22 protein-coding genes are annotated in these 22,879 nt (G+C 63.8%); 14 read left to right on the forward strand and 8 right to left on the reverse strand.

Annotated features, from left to right (window positions below; translation table 11 throughout):
• Positions 1-73 precede the first annotated feature (73 nt).
• Positions 74-451 (forward strand): DoxX family protein, encoded by a 378-nt coding sequence (locus tag FJ967_RS13430; RefSeq protein WP_140732296.1) that lies wholly within the window; start codon positions 74-76, stop codon positions 449-451.
• A gap of 9 nt (positions 452-460) precedes the next feature.
• Here the strand turns inward: FJ967_RS13430 and FJ967_RS13435 are convergent, their stop codons facing one another.
• Positions 461-1,174, reverse strand: coding sequence for an SDR family oxidoreductase (locus tag FJ967_RS13435; protein ID WP_140732297.1), 714 nt, complete (start codon positions 1,172-1,174; stop codon positions 461-463).
• Complete coding sequence (locus tag FJ967_RS13440) at positions 1,171-2,010, reverse strand: SDR family NAD(P)-dependent oxidoreductase (protein ID WP_140732299.1); 840 nt, start codon at positions 2,008-2,010, stop codon at positions 1,171-1,173. Before FJ967_RS13440 ends, FJ967_RS13435 begins: the two co-directional genes overlap by 4 nt.
• 103 nt (positions 2,011-2,113) lie before the next feature.
• On the opposite strand from FJ967_RS13440, the gene FJ967_RS13445 reads away from it, so the two are divergent.
• Positions 2,114-3,001, forward strand: a complete 888-nt coding sequence (locus FJ967_RS13445) for a helix-turn-helix transcriptional regulator (protein ID WP_140732300.1) — start codon at positions 2,114-2,116, stop codon at positions 2,999-3,001.
• Positions 3,002-3,017: 16 nt separating this feature from the next.
• Here FJ967_RS13445 and FJ967_RS13450 read toward each other — a convergent pair whose 3' ends face one another.
• Positions 3,018-3,653: a TetR family transcriptional regulator C-terminal domain-containing protein gene (locus tag FJ967_RS13450; protein ID WP_140732302.1), complete on the reverse strand. Its 636-nt coding sequence runs from the start codon at positions 3,651-3,653 to the stop codon at positions 3,018-3,020.
• 241 nt (positions 3,654-3,894) lie between these two features.
• On the opposite strand from FJ967_RS13450, the gene FJ967_RS13455 reads away from it, so the two are divergent.
• From FJ967_RS13455 to FJ967_RS13470, 4 genes are all read left to right on the forward strand, one after another.
• The gene (locus FJ967_RS13455; RefSeq protein WP_140732304.1) at positions 3,895-5,223 is read left to right on the forward strand and encodes an aspartate aminotransferase family protein; all 1,329 of its coding nucleotides are present in this window, start codon (positions 3,895-3,897) and stop codon (positions 5,221-5,223) included.
• 71 nt (positions 5,224-5,294) lie between these two features.
• A complete protein-coding gene (locus tag FJ967_RS13460) occupies positions 5,295-6,545 on the forward strand; it encodes a Zn-dependent hydrolase (protein WP_140732305.1) in 1,251 nt (416 codons plus the stop codon).
• 65 nt (positions 6,546-6,610) lie between these two features.
• A complete protein-coding gene (hydA, locus tag FJ967_RS13465) occupies positions 6,611-8,062 on the forward strand; it encodes a dihydropyrimidinase (RefSeq protein WP_140732307.1) in 1,452 nt (483 codons plus the stop codon).
• Between the two features lies 1 nt (position 8,063).
• Entirely contained in the window at positions 8,064-8,441 is a 378-nt protein-coding gene (locus FJ967_RS13470; protein WP_140732308.1) for a hypothetical protein, read from the forward strand.
• Between the two features lie 17 nt (positions 8,442-8,458).
• On the opposite strand, the gene FJ967_RS13475 is transcribed toward FJ967_RS13470, so the two are convergent.
• A complete protein-coding gene (locus FJ967_RS13475; RefSeq protein ID WP_015317160.1) occupies positions 8,459-8,863 on the reverse strand; it encodes a cupin domain-containing protein in 405 nt (134 codons plus the stop codon).
• A 130-nt stretch (positions 8,864-8,993) separates the two neighbouring features.
• On the opposite strand from FJ967_RS13475, the gene FJ967_RS13480 reads away from it, so the two are divergent.
• The 5 genes from FJ967_RS13480 to FJ967_RS13500 all read left to right on the forward strand — a co-directional run bounded on the left by FJ967_RS13480 (position 8,994) and on the right by FJ967_RS13500 (position 13,847).
• Complete coding sequence (locus FJ967_RS13480; protein ID WP_140732309.1) at positions 8,994-9,785, forward strand: ABC transporter ATP-binding protein; 792 nt, start codon at positions 8,994-8,996, stop codon at positions 9,783-9,785.
• Positions 9,786-10,166: 381 nt separating this feature from the next.
• Complete coding sequence (locus tag FJ967_RS13485) at positions 10,167-11,045, forward strand: ABC transporter permease (protein WP_140732310.1); 879 nt, start codon at positions 10,167-10,169, stop codon at positions 11,043-11,045.
• Positions 11,042-12,196 (forward strand): ABC transporter permease, encoded by a 1,155-nt coding sequence (locus FJ967_RS13490; RefSeq protein WP_140732311.1) that lies wholly within the window; start codon positions 11,042-11,044, stop codon positions 12,194-12,196. The genes FJ967_RS13485 and FJ967_RS13490 overlap by 4 nt, the downstream gene beginning before the upstream one ends.
• Positions 12,197-12,236: 40 nt before the next feature.
• Positions 12,237-13,208 (forward strand): ABC transporter substrate-binding protein, encoded by a 972-nt coding sequence (locus FJ967_RS13495; protein ID WP_140732312.1) that lies wholly within the window; start codon positions 12,237-12,239, stop codon positions 13,206-13,208.
• A gap of 195 nt (positions 13,209-13,403) precedes the next feature.
• Complete coding sequence (locus FJ967_RS13500; protein WP_140732313.1) at positions 13,404-13,847, forward strand: CHRD domain-containing protein; 444 nt, start codon at positions 13,404-13,406, stop codon at positions 13,845-13,847.
• Positions 13,848-13,887: 40 nt separating this feature from the next.
• On the opposite strand, the gene FJ967_RS13505 is transcribed toward FJ967_RS13500, so the two are convergent.
• The 3 genes from FJ967_RS13505 to FJ967_RS13515 all read right to left on the reverse strand — a co-directional run bounded on the left by FJ967_RS13505 (position 13,888) and on the right by FJ967_RS13515 (position 17,741).
• On the reverse strand, positions 13,888-15,537 hold the full coding sequence (locus tag FJ967_RS13505; protein ID WP_140732314.1) for a thiamine pyrophosphate-binding protein: 1,650 nt from the start codon (positions 15,535-15,537) through the stop codon (positions 13,888-13,890).
• The gene (locus tag FJ967_RS13510; protein WP_140732315.1) at positions 15,534-16,709 is read right to left on the reverse strand and encodes a CaiB/BaiF CoA-transferase family protein; all 1,176 of its coding nucleotides are present in this window, start codon (positions 16,707-16,709) and stop codon (positions 15,534-15,536) included. The genes FJ967_RS13505 and FJ967_RS13510 overlap by 4 nt, the downstream gene beginning before the upstream one ends.
• Positions 16,710-16,808: 99 nt before the next feature.
• Positions 16,809-17,741 carry an alpha/beta hydrolase gene (locus FJ967_RS13515; protein WP_140732316.1) on the reverse strand — a complete coding sequence of 311 codons (933 nt, stop codon included), beginning with the start codon at positions 17,739-17,741 and terminating at the stop codon, positions 16,809-16,811.
• A gap of 190 nt (positions 17,742-17,931) precedes the next feature.
• On the opposite strand from FJ967_RS13515, the gene FJ967_RS13520 reads away from it, so the two are divergent.
• Both FJ967_RS13520 and FJ967_RS13525 read left to right on the forward strand, forming a co-directional pair.
• On the forward strand, positions 17,932-18,939 hold the full coding sequence (locus FJ967_RS13520) for a ribonuclease (RefSeq protein ID WP_140732317.1): 1,008 nt from the start codon (positions 17,932-17,934) through the stop codon (positions 18,937-18,939).
• A gap of 85 nt (positions 18,940-19,024) precedes the next feature.
• Positions 19,025-19,636, forward strand: coding sequence for a hypothetical protein (locus tag FJ967_RS13525; protein ID WP_140732318.1), 612 nt, complete (start codon positions 19,025-19,027; stop codon positions 19,634-19,636).
• A gap of 7 nt (positions 19,637-19,643) precedes the next feature.
• On the opposite strand, the gene FJ967_RS13530 is transcribed toward FJ967_RS13525, so the two are convergent.
• Entirely contained in the window at positions 19,644-20,930 is a 1,287-nt protein-coding gene (locus FJ967_RS13530; RefSeq protein WP_140732319.1) for a GGDEF domain-containing protein, read from the reverse strand.
• Between the two features lie 260 nt (positions 20,931-21,190).
• Between FJ967_RS13530 and ettA the strand changes: the two genes are divergently transcribed.
• A complete protein-coding gene (gene ettA / locus FJ967_RS13535) occupies positions 21,191-22,840 on the forward strand; it encodes an energy-dependent translational throttle protein EttA (protein ID WP_140732320.1) in 1,650 nt (549 codons plus the stop codon).
• The last annotated feature ends 39 nt before the right edge of the window (positions 22,841-22,879 follow it).

The following is a 22,879-nucleotide window of genomic DNA, read 5'->3' on the forward strand; positions in this document are numbered from 1 at the left end:
GCATATAAGGGAGCGCTGTCGCGAAGGTGGCGCTCCCGCTGTTTTTAAGGAAGCCTTTTCAAGGGAGAGTTTGATGCCTGCCGATTTGCCTTCGAGCCTGCTGTTTGTCGGCCGCCTTTTGCTTGGCGGCGCCTTTGTCTTCGCCGGACTGCGCAACATCCAGAACCAGGGCTTCCTCACGGGGCTGATGGCCGCGCGCGGCGTGCCGCAGGCGCGGCTTGCGCTGTGGGCCGGCATTGTCCTGCAGGTCATCGCCGGTGTGCTGGTGATGGCCGGGCTCTGGACCGCGCTGGCCAGCGCGGTGCTGGTGCTGTTCCTGATCGCCGCGACCCCGATGTTCCACAATTTCTGGGACCATCAGGGCCCGGACCGCGCGTCGCGCATCAACGGCTTTGTCGGCAATGTCGCGCTGAGCGGTGGTTTTCTGACGCTGATCGCGCAGTCGCTTTGAGGGGCGAAGCTAGGCGGCGAACCGCAGGCCGCCATCGCAGGTCAGCACCTGGCCGGTCATGAAGCCGTTGGAGACCAGGAAGGCTATTGCCGAGGCGACATCCTCGGCGCGGCCGATCCTGCCAACGGGTGTCTTGCCGGCATAATCAGCAAAGACCGCCTGCCTCTGATCGTCGGGCAGGAAGTCCCACCACGGCGTGTCGATGACGCCGGGCGCCACGACGTTGACGCGCAGCGGCTTCAATTCCACCGCCAGGATCGGCGCCACCGTCAACAGCATGCCGTTGATGGCGCCGATTCCGGCAACGCCCGGCATCGCGACCTGCGCCGATACGGCCGAGATGAAGGTGACGGATCCCGATTTGTTCAAGGTCGGCAGGGCGGCCTGCAGGCAGGACAGCTGCGGCCGCACCTTTTCGTCGACGCCGCCGCCGAGGTCGGCGAGGTCGAGGGTCTGGAAGGGGCCAAGGCCCTTGCCGCCGCTCGCCGCCAGAACGAGATGGTCGAACGGCCCGAGGCGCTCGAAGAACCGGCGCACCTCATCCGGCTTCGAAGCGTCGAAGGCGGCCTTGTCGGCGGCGCCGCCAAGGGTTTTCCAGGCACCGACCAGCTTGTCCTGGTTGCGTCCGGTGATGGTCACCTTCATGCCGGGGCCGAGCAGTTTGCGTGCGGTCGCCAGGCCGATGCCGGACGAGCCGCCGATGATGACTGTGTGTTCGGTCATGACTGTTCTTCCTTCGCTTTGGTGGAGGCCAGCCCGACAAGGTCGAGGCTCAGGCTTCGTAATTTTCGTCTTGCCTCGGCATCGTAAGCCTGGGCGTCGGCGCGGGATTCACGCAGGCCGTCGAAATAGAGGCCGCTGCGGCCTTCGAGCGCGGACGAGGTGGCAAGGTTCAAGATGGCTTCGGCGCCGGTTTCGACCGAACTCCATGGCGTCACGCCGGCCTGGCGGACCATGGTGGTGTTCATGTAGCTCGCCGGATGCAGCGCGTTGACGGTGATCCCGGTGCCTTTCAGATGCTCGGCCAGATCGATGGTGAACAGGATCTGCGCCAGCTTGCTCTGGCAATAGGCACGCACGCCGCTATAGCCGCGGCTCAACATGACGTCGTCGAAATCGATCGCCTGCTGGCCGGCGGACGCGACGTTGACGACCCGCGCTCGGGCGCTTGCCTTCAGTAGCGGCAGAAGTTCCGACGTCAGCAGGAAACCGGCGAGATAGTTGACGGCGAAGCGCAGTTCGTGGCCATCGGCACTTGTCTGCCGCTTGTCGCCGGCCGTGCCGACACCGGCATTGTTGATGAGGATGTCGAGGCGGCTCGTCCTGCCGCGCACGAACTCGGCGAGGCGTCGAACCTCGGCCAGCGAAGCGAGATCGGCCGCGAAGAATTCGGCCGTGCCGCCAGCGGCTTCGATTTCGGCGATAACAGCCTTGCCACGCGACGCATCGCGGCCATGCACCAGCACCCGTGCGCCCGCGGAGCCGAGCCTTTGTGCCACGACCCGGCCGACGCCGTCGGTCGATCCGGTGATGAGAACGGTCTTGTCTTTCAATTCCATGTTCAGAGCCTCCTGTTGCTGCTCCGCACACAAGATGGGACGCCTCGGCGACCCCAAACAGTTCAAACTTTATCCTGGTATCAATACTGCTATAATGGCGGCCATGAACGCATCCACCGCCGCCGCCTCGAGCCAGTCAGCCGACGAAAGCCGCCGGCGCGAACTCGGCGCTTTCCTGCGCTCGCGCCGGGAAAGGCTGACGCCATCGGCCACCGGCATCGCAACGGGGCCGCGACGGCGCACGCCTGGTCTGCGGCGTGAGGAGGTGGCGATGATCGCCGGTGTCGGCACCACCTGGTACACCTGGCTCGAACAGGGCAGGGATGTACGGCCTTCGGTGGAAGTGCTTTCGGCGCTTTGCGAGGCATTGCGTCTCGACGCCGTCGAGAAGCGGCATCTGTTCATCCTCGCCGGCCGCCAGCAGCCCGAGCGCCGTGTGGCGACGCCGGAGAAGGCCGATGGTCCCCTGTTGCACATGCTCCAAAGCCTCGTCCTGCAGCCCGCCTATGTCGTCGGCCGGCGTTGGGACGTTCTTGCCTGGAACGACGCGGCCGTGGCGGTGTTCGGCGACTATGGCCTGCTGGAGGGCGATTGCAGAAACATCGTCCACATGGTGTTCACCAGCCCGCACCATCGCCACCTGCTGGTCGACTGGGAAGAGCTTGCCCACATCGTGCTCGCCTCGTTTCGCGCCGAAAGCGCCAAATATGTCGGCAATCCCGATTTCGACCGGCTGATCGCGCTGATGATGCGCTCGAGCCCCGAGTTTCGCGACTGGTGGCCGCGGCGCGACGTGGCACGCAAGCTGACCGGCGTGAAGCATGTCCGGCATCCCGTCGCCGGCGCCATGGCATTCGAACATATGAGCCTGTCGATCGACGACGGCTCGGACATGCGGCTGGTCGTCTATACGCCGCTCGCCGAGCAGAATTCGATCGCCAAGCTGCAAAAACTGCTCGATGAATTGCCGTCCGAACGGCGCAGCGCCTGAATCACTGGTGGCGCTGTCAGCCCTTCGGCTTCAGCCCATCCAGAAACAACTGCTCCAGAAACCGCGCCGCGTCCTCGAAGCGGCCGTCGCCGCCGCGGTTGGGTCCCAGCACGGCGCGGACCTGGACGTCGAAATCGGCATAATGCTGCGTCGTTGCCCAGATCGAGAAGATCAGGTGCCAGGGATCGGTGCGGGCGATCTTGCCGGCGCGCATCCAGCCCTTGATGACTGATGCCTTCTCGTCGACCAGCGTCTTCAGTTCGCCCGCCAGCAGCGGCATGATGCGCGGCGCGCCTTGCAGGATCTCATTGGCGAACAGCCGGCTCTCGCGGGGAAAATCGCGCGCCATTTCCAGCTTGCGCCTGATGTAGCTCCTGAGCTCGGTCATCGGATCGCCGATGTCGTCGAGTTCCCTCAGCGGCGCCAGCCAGGTTTCGAGGAGCCGCTCCATCAATGTCTCGTGAATGTCCTCCTTGCGGCGGAAATAATAGAGCAGGTTCGGCTTCGACATGCCGGCGGCTTCGGCGATCTGGTCGATGGTGGAGCCACGGAAGCCGTTGGCGGAGAACACTTCAAGTGCTGCTTCCAGGATGAGTTCGCGCTTTTCCTGCTGGATGCGGGTGCGGCGAGGGGCTTCCGTGCTGGCGGTCACCGTTGCTTGCCCTCGCGTTGCCAAACCTCGTGTTCAAGGTCGTCTGGACCAATTCTCTGGACCAGTTTTTCCCCAGCCTGTGGAACGCGCTTCCGGTGCCGCATTTCCGCTAGTAATCCCTTGACCGCCGACAGGGCGGTGCTAACGTTTGTCCAATCGGTCAAAATTTGCGTAGCATGAAAGCGCGGCAAAGACCAAGCGTTGGACGCACCGAAACAGGTTACAAGGGGAAGTCTTGGTCATGTCCAACCGGCTGAAAGTCACGCCGAACGATCTCAGCGCATTCTGGATGCCGTTCACGGCAAACCGGCAGTTCAAGCAGGCGCCGCGCATGTTCGTGTCCGCCAAGGACATGCACTACACCACCAGCGACGGCCGCAAGGTGCTGGACGGCACCGCGGGCCTGTGGTGCGTCAATGCCGGCCACTGCCGGCCGAAGATCACCGAGGCGATCCAGCATCAGGCCGCAGAGCTCGACTACGCCCCGGCCTTCCAGATGGGCCATCCCATCGTGTTCGAACTGGCCAACCGCCTGGTCGATATAGCCCCCAAGGGCATGGACCATGTCTTCTTCACCAATTCCGGCTCGGAATCGGTCGACACCGCTCTGAAGATGGCGATCGCCTATCACCGCGCACGCGGCGAGGGCGCGCGCACCCGCCTCATCGGCCGCGAGCGTGGCTATCACGGCGTCAATTTCGGCGGCATCTCGGTCGGCGGCATCGTCACCAACCGCAAGATGTTCGGCACGCTGCTCGGCGGCGTCGACCATATGCCGCACACGCATCTGCCGGAGAAGAACGCTTTTTCGAAGGGCGTGCCGGAGCATGGCGCGGAGCTCGCCAACGAGCTGGAGCGCATCGTTGCGCTCCATGACGCCTCGACCATCGCTGCCGTCATCGTCGAACCGGTCGCCGGCTCCACGGGCGTCATCTTGCCGCCGAAGGGCTATCTCGAGAAGCTGCGCGAAATCTGCACCAAGCACGGCATCCTTTTGATCTTCGACGAGGTCATCACCGGTTTCGGCCGCCTCGGCGCGCCGTTCGCGGCGGATTATTTCGGCGTCACGCCCGACATCATGACCACCGCCAAGGGCGTCTCCAACGGCGTCATCCCGATGGGCGCGGTGTTCGTGAAGAAGGAAATCCACGACGCCTTCATGACCGGCCCCGAGCACATGATCGAGTTCTTCCACGGCTACACCTATTCGGGCAATCCGATTGCGTGCGCTGCGGCGCTCGGCACGCTCGACACCTACAAGGAAGAGGGCCTGCTGACCCGTGGCGAGGAACTGGCTCCCTATTGGGAAGACGCGCTGCATTCGCTGAAGGGCGAGCCGCATGTCATCGACATCAGGAATATCGGCCTGATCGGCGCGATTGAGCTGGCGCCGATCGCCGGCAGCCCGACCAAGCGTGCGTTCTCGGCCTTCGTGAAAGCGTTCGAACGCGGCGCGCTGATCCGCACCACAGGTGACATCATCGCGCTGTCGCCGCCGCTGATCATCACCAAGGGCCAGATCAACGAACTGATCGACCATGTGCGCGAAGTGCTGCGCTCGATCGACTAGACTTGGCTTTATCCGGGCGGCTGGCGATGGGAACCGTCAGCCGCCCGGACCATGAAATGGAAGGACTTTGAATGGCCGCACCCGGCGAGAATCTGCGAATCAATTCAGACCGCTTGTGGGATTCGCTGATGGAGATGGCGAAGATCGGCCCCGGCATTGCCGGCGGCAACAATCGCCAGACCGTGACCGACGAGGACGGCGAGGGAAGGCATCTGTTCAAGCGCTGGTGCGACGCGGCCGGGCTCGAAATGGGCGTCGACGAGATGGGCACGATGTTTGCCCGCCGCGAGGGCACCGATCCCAGCCTGCCGCCGGTCTATGTCGGCAGCCATCTCGATACGCAGCCGACCGGCGGCAAGTATGACGGCGTCTTGGGCGTGCTCGGCGGGCTCGAAGTCGTTCGCTCGCTCAACGATCTCGGCATCAAGACCAAGCACCCAATCGTCGTTACCAACTGGACCAACGAGGAAGGCGCGCGTTTCGCGCCGGCGATGATGGCATCGGGCGTGTTCGCCGGCGTGCTCGACCAGGCGGACGTCTACGCGCACACCGACAAGAACGGCAAGAAATTCGGCGAGGAACTGGAGCGCATCGGCTGGAAGGGCACGGAAAAGGTCGGCGCGCGCCAAATCCATGCCTTCTTCGAACTGCATATCGAACAGGGGCCGATCCTGGAGGACGAAGATATCGACATCGGCGTCGTCACGCACGGCCAGGGCCTGAAATGGCTGCAGGTGACGCTGACCGGCAAGGAAGCGCATACCGGCTCGACGCCGATGCCCAAGCGCCGCAATGCCGGGCTCGGCATGGCCCGCGTGATCGAACTGGTGCACGAGATCGCCATGGACTACCAGCCCGACGCCGTGGGCGCGGTCGGCCACATGGAGGTCTATCCCAACTCGCGCAACATCATTGCCGGCCGCACCGTCTTCACCATCGACATCCGCTCGCCGGAGAAGGAGGTGCTCGACGCCATGGACGGCCGCATCCGCGAGGGCATAGACACGATCTGCGAGGCGCTGGATATCAAATACAAGATCGAACAGGTCGGCCATTTCGATCCGGTGACCTTCGACAAGGGCTGCGTCAAGGCAATCCGCGATGCCGCCGAACGGCTCGGCTACACGCATCGCAACATCGTCTCCGGCGCGGGTCACGATGCCTGCTGGATCAACCGCGTCGCGCCGACGGCCATGGTGATGTGCCCCTGTGTCGACGGGCTCAGCCACAATGAGGCCGAGGAGATCACAAAGGAATGGGCTTCGGCCGGCGCTGACGTGCTGTTCCACGCTGTGGTGGAGACAGCCGTCATCGTGGAGTGAAGTTAGAAAACGACCTTCCAAACGCCGCTCACCAAGAAGCGCGAAGAGAACAAGGGAACAAGAAAATGACCAAAGTCATCAAGAACGGCACCGTCGTCACCGCCGACCGCAGTTGGAAGGCCGATGTGCTGTTCAGCCACGGCAAGATCGTCGCCATCGGTTCAGACCTGCATGGCGATCATGAGTATGATGCCACCGGCTGCTATGTGATGCCGGGCGGCATCGACCCGCACACCCATCTCGAAATGCCGTTCATGGGCACCTATTCGGCCGACGATTTCGAATCCGGCACGCGGGCGGCGCTCGCCGGCGGCACCACCATGGTGGTCGATTTCTGCCTGCCGGCGCCGCAGCAATCGCTGCTCGAAGCCCTGCAGATGTGGGACAACAAGACCTCGAAGGCCGCCTGCGACTACTCCTTCCACATGGCGATCACCTGGTGGGGCAAGCAGGTGTTCGACGAGATGGCCACCGTCGTCGACAAGGGCATTACCTCGTTCAAGCACTTCATGGCCTACAAGGGCGCGCTGATGGTTGATGACGACGAGATGTATGCCTCGTTCCAGCGCTGCGCCGATCTCGGCGCGCTGCCGCTGGTGCATGCCGAAAACGGCGACGTGGTTGCGGCCCTGTCGCAGAAGCTGCTCGCGGCCGGCAATAACGGACCCGAGGGCCACGCCTATTCGCGGCCACCGGAAGTGGAAGGCGAGGCGACCAACCGCGCCATCATGATCGCCGACATGGCCGGCGTGCCGCTTTATGTCGTGCATGTCTCCTGCGAGCAGAGCCACGAGGCGATCCGCCGTGCGCGGCAGAAGGGCATGCGCGTGTTCGGCGAGCCGCTGATCCAGCACCTGACGCTGGACGAGAGCGAGTATTTCGACAAGGACTGGGACCATGCGGCGCGCCGCGTCATGAGCCCGCCCTTCCGCAACAGGCTGCATCAGGATTCGCTTTGGGCCGGCCTGCAGGCGGGTTCGCTGCAGGTGGTGGCGACCGACCATTGCGCCTTCACCACGGACCAGAAGCGCTTCGGCGTCGGCAATTTCACCAAGATTCCGAACGGCACGGGCGGGTTAGAGGACCGCATGCCGGTGCTGTGGACCAAGGGCGTCAACACCGGCCGGCTGACGATGAACGAGTTCGTCGCGGTGACCTCGACCAACATCGCCAAGATCCTCAACATGTATCCGAAAAAAGGCGCCATCGTCGAAGGCGCGGATGCCGACATCATCGTCTGGGACCCGAAGCGCAAAAAGACGATTTCGGCCAAAAAGCAGCAGTCGGTCATCGACTATAACGTGTTCGAAGGTGTCGAAGTGACCGGCCTGCCGCGCTTCGTGTTCTCGCGCGGCGAACTGTCGATCGAGGAAGCCGAGGTCAAGGCCAAGCCCGGCCACGGCCAGTTCGTCGGCCGCGAGCCGAATGCGGCGGTCAACCGGGCGCTGTCGACCTGGAAGGAGATCACCGCGCCGCGCAAGGTCGAGCGGACGGGCATTCCGGCGACCGGGGTCTGAAGTGAGGCGCGCGGGGCTTTTTCTCACCGCGGTCGTTGTTCTCGCGGCTGGCCACGCGGTGGCCGCGGGCATCGACCTCACCAAGCCTTATGGCAACAAGTCCGGCTGTATCAACAAGGCCGGCCAGCAAGTCTATGCCGAGGATATGCTGCTTTTGACCAGCGAGGCATTCGTCACCGTGGCGAGCGCTTGCACCTTTACCGATAAGAAGACCCAGGCCGACGGGTCGCTGCTGGTCAAAGCGACTTGCCAGGCGGAAGGCGAGGAGGGCGAGACGCCCACGCAGTTCACCATCAAGCGCAGCGCGAAGAACGCCAAGAAGCTGACGATCGCCGACGAGGACGGCAATGTGATGGGAGAAGTCGCCCTGTGCAAATGACGGCGGTCCCGTCAGCCTCAGGCGACCAGCGCATCCAGTTCCGGCAGCAGGACGACGCTTTCCTGTTCGTTGGGATCGGTCCGGGCAATGACCGCCGAGGACGGGGCGTTGCTCAGATTGGCCGGCAGATGCGGCACCCCGGCCGGAATGTAGAAGAGGTCGCCGGCCTTGACGACGATGTGGTGTTCCAGCCTGTCGCCGTACCAGGTATGGACCTCGCCGGAGAGCACATAGATCGCGGTTTCATGGTTCTCGTGCAGATGCGCCTTGGCGCGGGCGCCGGGCGGCATGGTGAGCACATGCATGCAGATGCCGGAAGAGCCGACCGATTCCGTTGCAATACCGGCGAAATAGGTCAAACCCTGCTTGCCTTCATAAGTGCTTTCAGGGCGGATAAGATGACAAGTGGGTTTGGGCGACATCGGGGAAACTCCGGGCGTCAATCGAGTGGGATAAATTCAATGGGACTGGGCGAGTGGAAAACAACGTCGCGATAAAAGCAATCGGAATCCGGCCGGCGCCGCAAGGGCGGGACAAGGCAGGCGGCCGCCGATGACGGGAACTTCGCCAGCCGTCGTTTCGGCAAGCAAACTTGGCCTCACCTTCCAGACTAATGACGGGCCGGTACAGGCGCTGTCCAATGTCGACCTGACGATCGGCAAGGGTGAGTTCGTCTCCTTCATCGGCCCGTCCGGCTGCGGCAAGACCACGCTGCTGCGCGTCATCGCCGATCTGGAGAAGCCGACTTCGGGGACGATATCGGTCAACGGGATGACACCGGAACAGGCGCGCGAGAAACGCGCCTATGGCTATGTCTTCCAGGCGGCCGCGCTGTTTCCATGGCGCACCATCGAGCGCAATGTGGCGCTGCCGCTGGAGATCATGGGCCTGTCCAGGGCCGAGCAGGGTGAGCGCATCAAGCGCACGCTCGACCTCGTCAACCTCAGTGGCTTCGAGAAGAAATACCCCTGGCAGCTTTCCGGCGGCATGCAGCAGCGCGCCTCGATCGCGCGTGCGCTCGCCTTCGACGCCGACCTGCTGCTGATGGACGAACCTTTCGGCGCGCTGGACGAGATCGTGCGCGACCACCTCAACGAGCAGCTGCTGCAATTGTGGGCGCGCACCGACAAGACGATCTGCTTCGTCACCCACTCGATCCCCGAGGCGGTCTATCTCTCGACGCGCATCGTCGTCATGTCGCCGCGGCCGGGCCGCGTCAGCGACATCATCGAATCGACGCTGCCGAAGGAGCGGCCGCTGGATATCCGTGAAACGCCGGAGTTCCTGGCGATCGCGGCCAGGGTGCGCGACGGGCTGCGGGCAGGGCATAGCTATGATGACTGAGCGCCCTCGCCGGAGAGCGCCCTACGCCTTCGCCATCCTAGGGCAGGTCAGGCGCGCGGCGGCCATTACAAAGGGAGCCGCCCCCCGCGATTTCGTCATCCTAGGGCGAAGCAAGGAGCGTAGCGACGCGGCGCAGACCCTAGGATCCATGCCGTTACCTCTCCCCCCCGCGACGGTGCAAAACGATGCACCCTCCGCTGTGCCTTTGAAGGGGAATTTGCCCTACCGCTTACACCACTCGATCGACGTCACGGAATGGATCCTAGGGTCTGCGCGACGCTTCGCGTCGCTCCGCCCTAGGATGACGAACGCGAAGGTGCTCGGCCTTCGCTTCGCTCCGGCCACCCTCTCCCCATGGGGGAGAGGAGAAGGGCTCGGCTAATGGACACCTTCCGTTCGAAACTCGTTCCCGTCACCTCGATCCTCGCCGGCGTGGTCGTGCTCTGGTACGTCTTCGCCGTCATTCTCAACACGCCGTTCCAGCGCGATCTAGATACTCGCGCCAACACGACCCCAGGCACGGTCGAATTCATCGGCAAGACGCTGTCGCAGCCCAAGCCGACAATGCCGGCGCCGCACCAGGTGGCGGTGAATTTTTTTGAGAACACGTTCCTGCGGCCGATCAATTCGAACCGCAGCCTCGTCTACAATGCCTGGGTGACGCTGTCCTCGACGCTGCTCGGCTTTGCCTTCGGTACGGCGCTCGGCATCGTCATTGCCGTCGGCATCGTGCATGTGGCGACGCTCGACCGCAGCCTGATGCCGTGGATCATCGCCTCGCAGACCATTCCCATCCTGGCGGTGGCGCCGATGATCATCGTCGTTCTGGCGGCTATCGGCGTCACCGGGTTGATCCCGAAGGCGATGATTTCCACCTACCTTTCGTTCTTCCCGGTGACGGTCGGCATGGTGAAGGGCCTGCGCTCGCCCGAACTGATGCATCTCGATTTGATGCACACCTACAATGCCAGCCGTTCGCAAACCTTTTGGAAGCTGCGTGTGCCGGCCTCGGTGCCGTTCCTTTTCACCTCGATGAAGGTGGCGGTGGCGGCGAGCCTTGTCGGCGCCATCGTCGGCGAACTGCCGACCGGTGCGGTCGCCGGCATCGGCGCCAAGCTTCTCGCCGGCGCCTATTACAGCCAGTCGATCGACATCTGGTCGGCGCTGGTGGCGGGCTCGATCGTGGCGGCACTGCTGGTCATGGTGGTCGGCATTGCCGGTCGCCTCGTCGACCGCGCCATGGGCGGGAGGCCGGCATGAACTGGCTGAAACCTTCCTGGCAGGCGGTGCTGGCAATCGTGCTTTGCCTGATCGCGGTCGCGCTTGGCGCCATGTCGAAACCCGAAGCGGCAGCGCTCGCCGATCCGACGGCCAGCATCAATTATCCCTATCTGGGAACGAAGGGCTTGATGCTCGGCCTTGCCGTGGTCGCGGCGCTGATCTCGATGGTCCGGATGCCATCGGTTGCCGAGGCCGTGGTTCTGTTCATCGGCGCCCATCTCGTCGCCTGGCTGCTGATCTCGGGCATTACAGGGTTCGAGGGTAGCGCGCTGGCGCCGTATTTCCTGCTGCTGACAGCCGCATGGCTGCTCGGCTGGCGTTGCGTCGCGGTGTTGTCGGGACTTCGCCCGATAGCGGGCTGGCTGCGCACAGCGTTGCGTCTGGTCATCCCCGCCATCTTCGGTGCCTGGATCCTGATCATCTGGGAGGCGGTAACGCGGGGCGCCGGTATCCCCTTCATCCTGTTGCCGCCGCCCAGCGCCATCGGTGTGCGCATCGCCAGTTCGCTACCGGTGCTCGGCGCCGATGTCCGGCAAACCATCTTCAAGGCAGTGCTGTTCGGCTATGTCGTGGGCAGCGGTGCCGGCTTCATCACCGCCATCCTCGCCGACCGCGTTCCGTTCCTGCGGCGCGGGCTCTTGCCGATCGGCAACATGGTCTCGGCGCTGCCGATCATCGGCGTGGCACCCATCATGGTCATGTGGTTCGGTTTCGACTGGCAGTCCAAGGCGGCTGTCGTGATCATCATGACCTTCTTCCCGATGCTGGTGAACACGGTCGCAGGCCTTGCCGCCTCCGGGCATATGGAACGCGACCTGATGCGCACCTATGCGTCGGGTTACTGGCCGACGCTCATCAAGCTCAGGCTGCCGGCCGCCGCTCCCTTCATCTTCAACGCGCTGAAGATCAACTCGACGCTGGCGCTGATCGGCGCCATCGTCGCCGAGTTCTTCGGCACGCCGGTCGTGGGCATGGGATTCCGCATCTCGACCGAGGTCGGGCGGATGAACATCGACATGGTGTGGGCCGAAATCGCAGTTGCAGCCCTTGCGGGTTCGGTCTTTTATGGTGTGGTCGCCCTTGTCGAAAGGGCAGTCACGTTTTGGCATCCCTCTGTCCGTGGTGGATAGGGGCGGTGGGTTCAGGGCACTAACTTCAGAGGGTAAAAAAATGAAAAGACTGATTATTCCAGTTCTGGCCGGTGCAATGTCGCTGGCCGCGTTTCAGGCAATGGCCGCCGACAAGGTGACGTTGCAGCTGAAATGGGTGACACAGGCTCAGTTTGCCGGCTACTATGTCGCCAAGGCCAAAGGCTTCTATGACGCCGAAGGTCTCGACGTCGACATCAAGCCGGGCGGCCCCGACATCGCGCCCGAACAGGTGATCGCCGGCGGCGGCGCCGACGTCATCGTCGACTGGATGGGCGGCGCGCTCGCCGCGCGCGAAAAGGGCGTGCCACTGGTCAACATCGCCCAGCCGTTCAAGAAGGCGGGCATGGAACTGGTTTGCCCGAAGGACGGCCCGATCAAGACCGAAGCCGACTTCAAGGGCCATACGCTCGGCGTCTGGTTCTTCGGCAACGAGTATCCGTTCTATGCCTGGATGAACAAACTCGGGCTGAAGACCGAAGGCGGCCCGGACGGCGTCACGGTTCTCAAGCAGAGCTTCGACGTGCAGCCGCTGATCCAGAAGCAGGCGGATTGCATCTCGGTCATGACCTACAACGAGTACTGGCAGCTGATCGACGCCGGCTACAAGCCGGAACAGCTCACCGTGTTCAACTACTCCGCGATGGGCAACGACCTGCTCGAGGACGGGCTCTACGCCTCGGAAGACAAGCTCAAGGACCCGGCCTTCGAGGACAAGATGGTGCGCTTCGTGCGCGCTTCGATGAAGGGCTGGAAATATGCCGTCGACAACAATGACGAGGCCGCCGGCATCGTCATGGACGGCGGTGGCCAGGACGAGAACCACCAGAAGCGGATGATGAGCGAAGTCGCCAAGCTGATCGACAATGCCGACGGCAAGCTCGATCCAGCAACCTACGAGCGCACCGCCAAGGCGCTGCTCGACCAGAAGATCATCACCAAGGAGCCGACCGGCGCCTACACGACCGCGATCACCGACAAAGCGGTCAAGTAAGCGCCGCCGGCGCGACCGACAGCGCTTGCGGGCGGCTTGACGGCTGACATCGAAAGGGGCGGGCGACCGCCCCTTTTTCATGCGCCGCGATCACAAAACCGTGTGCCGGGATACATTGCGCCGTCCAACCGTTGCATTGAGGCATGCGCGCGCCGGGGAGCCGCGACGGATGCTTCATCCAATCGGAGGTTCTTCATGCGCGCTCACTCCTTCCTGCCGGCGTTGTCGGCGCTCGCCGTTTCCACCGCGTTCCTGTTCGCGTCACCGGCCATGGCCGAGACCGTGAAGTATAAGGCGACCCTCGATGGCGGCCAGCAGAGCCCGGCGGTCACCACCAAGGGCAAGGGGACAGCCACTTTCACTTTCGACACGACCAAGAAGAAACTCAGCTGGAACGTGAAATATTCCGGCCTCAGCGGTCCGGCGACCGCGGCGCACATTCACGGCCCGGCCGCGGCGGGCGAGAACGCGCCCCCCGTGGTGCCGTTCAAGGGCAAGCTGAAGAGCCCGATCAAGGGATCTGCGACGCTGACTGACGCCCAGGCCGCCGATCTGGAGGCCGGCAAATATTACGTCAACGTGCACACGGCCGCCAACAAGGACGGCGAAATCCGTGGCCAGATCGAAAAGGCGATGTAGCGACCGGGAGCGCAGCCTGGGCTTGAGGATCTGACCGGCCTCAAGCCTTGTCGCGTATCTGCGTCATCGTGCGGGTCGGCGTGATCGCTTCCGGGTCGAGCCGGATTTCGACGATCGCCGGCTTGCCGCTGGCCCGCGCGCGCTCGAAGGCGGGCGCGAAGTCGGAGGTTTTCTCCACCGTCTCGCCATGGCCGCCATAGGCCCGCGCGAGCGATGCGAAGTCGGGATTTTTCAGGTCCGTTCCGACGACGCGGCCTGGATATTCACGCTCCTGATGCATGCGGATGGTGCCGTAGATGCCGTTGTTTACGACGATGACGACGATCGGCAGGTCGTATTGCACGGCGGTGGCGAATTCCTGCCCGTTCATCAGAAAGCAGCCGTCGCCGGCAAAGGCGACCACGGTGCGGTCCGGATAAAGCGCCTTGGCGGCGACCGCCGCCGGCGTGCCGTAACCCATCGAGCCCGATGTCGGCGCGCCCTGCGTGGCAAAGCGGCGGAAGCGATGGAAGCGGTGCACCCAGGTGGCATAGTTGCCGGCGCCGTTGGTCAGGATGGCATCGTCGGGCAGTACCTTTTCCAGATAGTTCATGATCGGCCCCATCTGGACCTCGCCGGGACCGGTTTCCGGGGGCGTCGACCAGTCGAGATAGGCAGCGTGCAACCTGGCTGTCTCGGCCGCCCATGGCGGCGTGCCGGCCGGTTTGCGCTTGGCAAAGGCCTCGACGAAGGCGGCGGTCGAGGCATTGATCGCCAGCGCCGGCCGGTAGACCCGGCCCAGTTCGCCGGCATCGGCATGGACATGCACCAGCGCCTGGTCGGGATAGGGGCTTTTCAGCAGCGTATAATCCGAGGAGGGCATCTCGCCCATGCGGCCTCCGATCAAAAGCACGACGTCGGCCTGCTTGATCGCCGTCGCCAGCTTCGGATTGATGCCGATGCCGACATCGCCGGCATAGTTCGGATGCAGGTGGTCGAACAGCATCTGGCGGCGGAAGGAGCAGCCGACGGGAAGCGACCACGCCTCGGATATAGCGCGCATCCGCGCCACCGCGTCTTCGTTCCAGCGTGTGCCGCCGAGGATGACGACCGGTCGCTTGGCGCTGCCCAGCAGCATTTCCAGCGCGTCGAGTTCGGCTCCGCCGGGATAGGTCTCGACCGGCGTGTGCGGAAGTGCGTCAGGCGCCTCGACCTCGCTGGTCAGCATGTCCTCGGGCAGCGAGATGACCACCGGGCCGGGCCGGCCCGAGGTTGCGACCGCGAAAGCGCGGGTCACCAATTCGGGGATGCGCGAAGCATCGTCGATCTCGACCACCCATTTGGCGATGTCGCCGAAAAACCTGACGTAATCGACCTCCTGGAACGCCTCGCGCTGCTTGGCGTGGCTGGCGACCTGGCCGATGAACAGGATCAGCGGAACGGAATCCTGCATGGCGATGTGGATGCCGGCCGAAGCGTTGGTGGCGCCGGGGCCGCGGGTGACGAAGCAGATGCCGGGCTTGCCGGTCAGCCGGCCCTGGCAGTCGGCCATCATGGCGGCACCGCCTTCCTGGCGGCAGACGATGGTGCGGATCGAGGAGTCGTGCAGCGCGTCGAGCACCGCGAGGTAGGATTCGCCCGGTACGCAGAACATGCGGTCGGTGCCGTTGGCTTCGAGGGCCTCGACGATCAGTTGTCCACCGGTCTTCATTTCCCAGACTTCTCCAGTTCGGCGAGGATTTCGTCAGTGTGCTCGCCAAGACGCGGCGAGGGGCGTTCATAGGTAAGCGGTGTGCCCGACATCACCATCGGCGCGCGCACCGAGGGCAGGCGGTTGCCATGGCCGTCATCAAGATCGAGCCGCATGCCGCGGGCAATGGTCTGCGGGTCGTCGAACATCTGGCCGATCGTGTTGATCGGGCTTGCCGGCACGCTTGCCGCTTCGAGCTTCGCCAGCAACGGATCGCGATCCCTCCTCTTCAGCGCCTCGATGATGCGTGCGCGAAGTTCCACACGGTTGGCGACCCGGGCCGGATTGGTAGCGAAATCGGCACTCACCGGCAGTTCGTCCAGCCCGACCGCGGCGCAGAATTTGGCGAACTGGCCGTCATTGCCGACCGCCAGGATGATGTGGCCGTCCCGGACCGGAAGCACTTCGTAAGGGGCAATGTTCATATGCGCATTGCCCATCTGCACCGGCGACCTGCCGGAAACGAGATAGTTCAGGTTCTGGTTGCCGAGCGCCGAGATCTGGGTGTCGAACAGCGCCATGTCGATGTGCTGGCCTTCACCGGTCTGTCCGGCATGGCGAAGGGCAGCCTGGATGGCGATCACCGAATAGAGGCCGGTGAAGATGTCGGAAATGGCGACGCCGGCCTTCTGCGGTTCGCGGCCGGGCTCGCCGGTGATCGACATCATGCCCGCCATGGCCTGGATGATGAAATCGTAGCCCGCGCGCGGTGCGTAAGGCCCGTCCTGGCCGAAGCCGGTGATGGAACAGTAAACCAGCCGTGGGTTGATCGCTTTCAGGCTCTGATAATCGAGCCCGTATTTCTTCAGGCCGCCGAGCTTGAAGTTCTCGATCAGCACATCCGCCGTCGCGACCAGCCGGCGCACCGTCTCGGCGCCTTCCGGGGTCGAGAAGTCGATGGCGATCGACCGCTTGCCGCGGTTGCAGGAATGATAATAGGCGGCCGACAGGTTCTCGCCGTCATGACCCATGACGAAGGGCGGACCCCATTTGCGGGTGTCGTCGCCGCCGTCGGGGCTCTCGACCTTGATGACATCGGCGCCGAGATCGGCAAGCAACTGCCCGGCCCAGGGCCCGGCAAGGATGCGGGCGAGTTCGACGACGCGGACGCCTTTCAGCGGGGGCTCAGCCATAAATCACCGTGGTTGCCGCAATCACGCCGATTGCCGCGAAGGGAGAGCCTCTATCAAGCCCGGCAGCGGCTGTCACGGTCCTTGCAATGGGCCAACCCGTCACGCTCTCAAGACATTGTCCGCCCAAGCGACGAAATCGTCCATGATGGTGTCGCGGTTCACCTCGTTCAGGCTTTCATGGCGGGTGCCGGCGTAAACCTTTGAAACCAGATTCGAAAAGCCCATCCTGCGCATGCGATTGGCGAGGTGGCCGATGCCCTTGCCGTAATCCGAGGCGGGGTCCTTCTCGCCGCCGACGACGGCGACGGGGAGGTCGCGGCGGACACCGGCAAAGCCCGCATCCTTGCCGCCGTTCAGCGCCATGGCGACGACATCGCGCCACATCGAGATCGAGGCATCCCAGCCGCAGAGCGGATCGGCGATGTATTTCGCCACCTCGGCCTCGTCGCGCGACAGCCAGTCGAACAAAGTGCGATGGTTGGGCACCGCCTTGCCCCAGGCCTGGAAGGTGAGTTTCGGCAGCAGGCGCGACGGGACGTCGGAGCCGAGCCGCATCCGTTCCCAGGCAAGGACACCGAGCGCCACCTGGCCGAGCAGGCCCTGCGAGAAATTGCCGTTCCAGATCGCGGCGGCATGAATGCGTCCGGAATGGCTCAGCAGGTAATTGAGCGCCACGGAAGCGCCCATGGAATGGCCGAAAAGGATCACCGGCAGGTCAGGCTGCTCGCGGGCGATGAGATCGTGGACGGCATCGACATCGGCGATGACCTTGGCAGGGCCGCTTTCCCGCGCAAACCGGCCGAGCGGCGCATCGGGCGCCTTGGTCGCGCCGTGACCACGATGGTCATGGACATAGGTGTGAAACCCGTGCATGGCGAGGAAATCGGCGAAACGGGCATAGCGGGCGGCATGTTCGGCCAGTCCGTGATTGATCTGGATCACCGCGCGCGGACGGCTATCGGCCTGCCTGACGAACAGATTGAGGTCGGCGCCGGTCTGCGAGCTGACCATGCGCTGCTGGCTGAATGGCATGCCGGCCGGTCTCCCCCTTGGTGCGCCTTCGTGGCGTTTGCCCTGTGTGCGCCGTCGCCGGATTTGGGTCAATCCAGCCGGCCGACCTTTCCGCGACGATCTTTCTTGCCACGGACCTGCAAAATATCGCAATTCTGACATGGAAACAGCTTCAGTCTGTTGCCCACTTTCTTCCAGCCGGGGATTCTGCATGCGCATTGGGGTTGTTTTCGGATTGGCCTTGCTGGCGGCATCGTTGGCTGGTGCCGCGCAGGCCGACGTCAAGATGAGCGGCACCTTCGTGGCCGACGCCTCCTGTCCGGCAACGCAGGCGATCAAGAACGGCAAGAACCCCGGCAATGTCTCGACCGATGCCGGACAGAGCTACCAGCTAGTCGCCGGCAACAAGGACACGCCGACCCATTACCTCATCCTTGTGCCGGGCGCCGATCCCGAGCGCCGCTGGGTGAAGGTGAGCTGCGGCCATCTCTCGGGCAGCAGCGCCGCGGCCGTGCCGGCGGCACCGGGCGGGCAAGGCAAGCCGGCGGCTTCGGGAAAACCCGAATATGTCTTCGCCCTGAGCTGGCAGCCGGCCTTCTGCGAGACCAAGTCGAACAAGACCGAATGCAAGGCGCAGAACCCGAACGAATTCGATGCCACCAATTTCACGCTGCACGGCCTGTGGCCGCAGCCGAACGGCAATTTCTATTGCCAGGCTTCGGCCAGCGACAAGGCAAACGACAATCCGGCCCACTGGCAGGATCTGCCGCCGGTCAATCTCGACGCCGATACCCGCGCCGAGCTCGACAAGGTGATGCCGGGCACGGCCTCGAAGCTGGAACGGCATGAGTGGATCAAGCACGGCACCTGCTACGGCAAGAGCCAGCAGGAGTATTTTTCCGACGCGCTGCACTTGATGCGCGAGGTGAACGCTTCGCCGGTGCGCGACCTCTTTGCCAAGAATATCGGCGGCAAGCTGACGGCGGACCAGATCCGCGGCGCCTTCGACCAGGCCTTTGGCGCCGGGGCGGGGGACAGGGTACGGGTGTCCTGTCTCATCGATCCGTCGAGCGGCCGGCGGCTGATCGGCGAACTGACGCTCGGCCTTGCCGGGCCGATCGGCCCGAACAGTTCGCTCAAGGACCTGCTGCTGGCCTCGGTGCCGACCAACAAGGCGGGTTGCCCGACCGGCACGGTCGACGCGATCGGGTTCCAGTAACACAAGAGACGGATCCGGCAGCCGGGCTTTCGCTTGTCGCGGCTGGTGGTATGTTTGCATGGCGGTTCATTCAGCGGGGGTTGCAATGAGTGGCATGACGAGCGGCGCGCTGGCGCGGCTGGCCTTCTGGGCCAAGGGCATGGTTCTGATCAACGATGCCCGCATGGAATGGCCGGGTTTTTCCTACAGCGAGCCCGAATGGGCGCGGATGCGCGCATTGTCCGCGCCGATCGGCGCCGGCACCTATCAGCTCTTCACGATCGTCAACGCGGCGATCTTCATCGCCATCGCAGCGCTTGGCATTTTCGGCGTCTTCCTGCCGCTGGCGACGCTGCTGTTTCCCGTGCCGGCCGAGACCAGCGCGCTGAAGTTCTCGATGCTTTTAGCTGCCTGCGCTTTCCTGATCATCGGGCTCGGCCTGCCGATCTCGATGCGCCTTTCGGCCATGCTCGTCGGCGGCAAGAGGGTGCGCGAGGCGCTGGTTCCGGCGGCAGGCGACGAGGCGCTGGCTTCAAAAGTGTCCTGGCAGATCAACCGCATCATGCTGATCATGTGCGGTCTGCTGGTGCCTGGCATCCTGCTGTTCATCGCTTATGACATCGAGGCCGGGCCGATTATCACGGCGCTGAAATGGCTGGCGGTCGCGCTGATGACGGTCTCGACGCTGACAGGCATTGCGCGGCAGAGGAAGTCGTAGCGAAAAGCTAGATCTGCACGGATCTGGTCCAGGCGATCGCGGCATCGGCCTCAGGGCCTCCAGGTTCGCCGACGACGCGGTCGCGTCCGGTGGATTTTGCCTTGTAAAGGCGTTGGTCGGCGAGCGCGAAGAGGTCGGCCAGGCACTGCGTCGTTTCGCTGACGGTGGAAACCCCCGCGCTGACGGACAGTTCGAACCGGCTGGTGGCCGCCGATGCCTTGACCGCGGTGCGGATGCTTTCGCCAAACAGCCTGGCGACGGAATGCGGACGCGAACTCAGAATGGCGAATTCCTCGCCGCCGATCCGGAACACCTGGTCCTCGGCACTTGCTGCCTCGCAAAGCACGGTCGCGACCGCTTTCAGCACCTTGTCGCCCTCGGCATGGCCGAAACGGTCGTTGATCGACTTGAAGTGGTCGACATCGACGATGATCAGGCTGAGCGGCCTCGCCGTGCGCAGGCTGGACTGGACGGCGGCTTCGCCATCGGCGTCGAAGCGTCCGCGGTGCAAGAGGCCGGTCAGGCCGTCGCGGCCGACATGTTCGACCAGCGCTTCATAGCGTTCGCGGTAGGTCAGGGTCTCGAAAATGTCGGTCAGGCCGCGCGGCACCTGGATGTCGCGGACCTCGAACCATCTGAGATAGGCGACCAGCATGGCGCTGAAAGTCAGCGCCGCCGCCATCTTGGCGAACCAGCCGCCGAAGAAGACGGCGATCGGCGCGCCGGCGACGAAATGCAGCGCGGTGAAGAAGCCCGCCTGATCGAAGGTGAGCACGCAGGCGACGCAGATCAGGATGCGCGCGAACTGTGCCTTGCGTAGATAACGTCCGAGCTTTTCGTAGAGCAGGATGATCAGGATGGCGTCGACGAACAGCAGCGTCGTGCCCCACACCATCAGCCAGCCCATCTCGTCGATGAAGCCGATGTCGGGCATTTTGCCGTCGGGCAGGGGCGCGATGGCATGCATGCGCAGCAACAGCCCCAGACCGATCATCAGCGCATTGCCAAGCAGCAGGCCATAGATCGGCTGGCGCACGGTTGCGGCGTCTTCCTTTATGTAGAGCAGGAGCAGCATCACCAGCTTACCGGAAAACAGCACCGCCGAACCCGGCGAGACCATGCCGAACGGCAAGGCGACGTAAAAGACGCTGGCGAGATAGGTTTCCAGAAAATGCATGGCGCCAAGCGCGCAGACGAAGACGCCGAGGCCGATGCGCTTGCGGAAGCGGAAAAGCGCCACCATGACGGTGAAGTAGACGACCGCTTCGGCGAGGAGCAGGAAACTGTTCAACACTGCCGTCGATCCGTTCTCTCTCGCGCCAGAAACCGCGGCAAGCCGGCGATTCCACCCCGATCCTGTTTTGACGCCCAACGGTTAACCAGAGATTTCGAGGCGCGTGGCTGTCGGTGGAAAACTTCAGGGGACGCGCGCACATATGCGTGTGGCCGGCCCGATCCGGCAAAAGCGATTGCCGTTCGCCGCCGCATCGCCTACATAGCGGCCAACCTCCATTCAATTCGGCACATCCAGTCAGTTTTTCAGGGAAAGCGCGCGTGGCACGCCAGTTCATCTATCACATGTCAGGCCTGTCGAAGGCCTATGGCACCAAGAAGGTGCTTGATAACGTTCATCTGTCCTTCTATCCGGACGCCAAGATCGGCATTCTCGGTCCCAACGGCTCGGGTAAGTCGACGATCCTGCGCATCATGGCCGGGCTCGACAAGGAGTTCCAGGGCGAGGCCTGGCTGGCCGAGGGCGCGACCGTCGGCTACCTGGCGCAGGAGCCGCAGCTCGACAACTCCAAGACCGTGATGGAAAACGTCATGGACGGCGTTGCCAGGAAGACCGCCATCATCGAGCGCTACAACGAGCTGATGATGAACTATTCCGACGAGACGGCGGACGAGTCCGCCAAGCTCCAGGACGAGATGGACAGGCTGAACCTGTGGGATCTCGAGCAGCAGGTCGAAATGGCCATGGACGCGCTGCAGTGCCCGCCTGGCGATTCGGAAGTGACCAACCTGTCGGGCGGCGAGCGCCGACGCATCGCGCTGTGCCGGCTGCTGCTCGAGCAGCCCGACCTTTTGCTGCTCGACGAACCGACCAACCACCTCGACGCCGAGACGACCGCCTGGCTGGAAAAGCACTTGCGCGACTATCCGGGCTCGGTGCTGATCATCACCCACGATCGCTACTTCCTCGACAATGTCACCGGCTGGATCCTGGAACTCGACCGCGGCCGCGGCATTCCCTACGAGGGCAACTACACCCGGTATCTCGACGCCAAAGCCAAGCGCCTGATCCAGGAAGGCCGTGAGGACGACGCCCGCCAGAAGTCGATCTGGCGCGAGCGCGAATGGATCCAGTCGTCGCCCAAGGCGCGCCAGACCAAGTCCAAGGCGCGTATCAAGGCCTATGAGGAGTTGGTCGAGCAGTCGCAGAACCGCAAGCCGACCGACACGCAGATCGTCATCCCGTCGAGCGAACGCCTCGGCAATGTCGTCATCGAGGTCGAGGGCCTCAACAAGGGCTTTGGCGAAGAGCTGTTGATCGAGAACCTGTCGTTCCGGCTGCCGCCGGGCGGCATTGTCGGCGTCATCGGCCCGAACGGCGCCGGCAAGACGACGCTGTTCAAGACCTTCACCGGCCAGGAAAAGCCGGATGCGGGCTCAGTGCGCATCGGCGAAACGGTCAAGCTCGGTTATGTCGACCAGAGCCGCGACGCGCTCGATGGCAGCAAGACGGTGTGGGAGGAAATCTCCGGCGGGGCCGAAGTCATCAAGCTCGGCAAGCACGAGATCAACAGCCGCGCCTACTGCTCGTCCTTCAACTTCCGCGGTGGCGACCAACAGCAGAAGGTCGGCAATCTCTCAGGCGGCCAGCGCAACCGCGTGCACCTGGCCAAGATGCTGAAGAATGGCGGCAACGTGCTGCTGCTCGACGAACCGACCAACGATCTCGACACCGAAACGCTGGGCGCGCTGGAAGACGCGCTCGAAGCCTATGCCGGCTGCGCCGTCATCATCAGCCACGATCGCATGTTCCTCGACCGCATGGCCACCCACATGCTCGCCTTCGAGGGCGACGCGCATGTCGAGTGGTTCGAAGGCAATTTCGAGGAATATGAGAAGGACAAGCTACGGCGCCTGGGCGCGGAAGCAGCAGCCCCGCACCGCATGACGCACAAGCGGCTGACGCGGTAAGGGTTGATTGGGCGGCGAATTTCTCTGGGATACGAGGAG

It is taken from the genome of Mesorhizobium sp. B2-3-4 (genome assembly GCF_006442315.1).
Taxonomy (GTDB): Bacteria; Pseudomonadota; Alphaproteobacteria; order Rhizobiales; family Rhizobiaceae; genus Mesorhizobium.

What these genes read in the sequence shown, in the direction of transcription:
- FJ967_RS13445 (WP_140732300.1), top strand. Translation starts at nt 2,114, where the DNA reads ATGAACGCATCCACCGCCGCCGCCTCGAGCCAGTCAGCCGACGAAAGC.
- FJ967_RS13505 (WP_140732314.1), bottom strand. Translation starts at nt 15,537, where the DNA reads ATGAAGACCGGTGGACAACTGATCGTCGAGGCCCTCGAAGCCAACGGC.
- FJ967_RS13515 (WP_140732316.1), bottom strand. Translation starts at nt 17,741, where the DNA reads ATGCCATTCAGCCAGCAGCGCATGGTCAGCTCGCAGACCGGCGCCGAC.
- FJ967_RS13525 (WP_140732318.1), top strand. Translation starts at nt 19,025, where the DNA reads ATGAGTGGCATGACGAGCGGCGCGCTGGCGCGGCTGGCCTTCTGGGCC.
- FJ967_RS13490 (WP_140732311.1), top strand. Translation starts at nt 11,042, where the DNA reads ATGAACTGGCTGAAACCTTCCTGGCAGGCGGTGCTGGCAATCGTGCTT.
- FJ967_RS13520 (WP_140732317.1), top strand. Translation starts at nt 17,932, where the DNA reads ATGCGCATTGGGGTTGTTTTCGGATTGGCCTTGCTGGCGGCATCGTTG.
- FJ967_RS13440 (WP_140732299.1), bottom strand. Translation starts at nt 2,010, where the DNA reads ATGGAATTGAAAGACAAGACCGTTCTCATCACCGGATCGACCGACGGC.
- FJ967_RS13460 (WP_140732305.1), top strand. Translation starts at nt 5,295, where the DNA reads ATGGCCGCACCCGGCGAGAATCTGCGAATCAATTCAGACCGCTTGTGG.
- hydA (WP_140732307.1), top strand. Translation starts at nt 6,611, where the DNA reads ATGACCAAAGTCATCAAGAACGGCACCGTCGTCACCGCCGACCGCAGT.
- FJ967_RS13430 (WP_140732296.1), top strand. Translation starts at nt 74, where the DNA reads ATGCCTGCCGATTTGCCTTCGAGCCTGCTGTTTGTCGGCCGCCTTTTG.
- FJ967_RS13455 (WP_140732304.1), top strand. Translation starts at nt 3,895, where the DNA reads ATGTCCAACCGGCTGAAAGTCACGCCGAACGATCTCAGCGCATTCTGG.
- FJ967_RS13500 (WP_140732313.1), top strand. Translation starts at nt 13,404, where the DNA reads ATGCGCGCTCACTCCTTCCTGCCGGCGTTGTCGGCGCTCGCCGTTTCC.
- FJ967_RS13475 (WP_015317160.1), bottom strand. Translation starts at nt 8,863, where the DNA reads ATGTCGCCCAAACCCACTTGTCATCTTATCCGCCCTGAAAGCACTTAT.
- FJ967_RS13485 (WP_140732310.1), top strand. Translation starts at nt 10,167, where the DNA reads ATGGACACCTTCCGTTCGAAACTCGTTCCCGTCACCTCGATCCTCGCC.
- FJ967_RS13495 (WP_140732312.1), top strand. Translation starts at nt 12,237, where the DNA reads ATGAAAAGACTGATTATTCCAGTTCTGGCCGGTGCAATGTCGCTGGCC.
- FJ967_RS13510 (WP_140732315.1), bottom strand. Translation starts at nt 16,709, where the DNA reads ATGGCTGAGCCCCCGCTGAAAGGCGTCCGCGTCGTCGAACTCGCCCGC.
- FJ967_RS13435 (WP_140732297.1), bottom strand. Translation starts at nt 1,174, where the DNA reads ATGACCGAACACACAGTCATCATCGGCGGCTCGTCCGGCATCGGCCTG.
- FJ967_RS13480 (WP_140732309.1), top strand. Translation starts at nt 8,994, where the DNA reads ATGACGGGAACTTCGCCAGCCGTCGTTTCGGCAAGCAAACTTGGCCTC.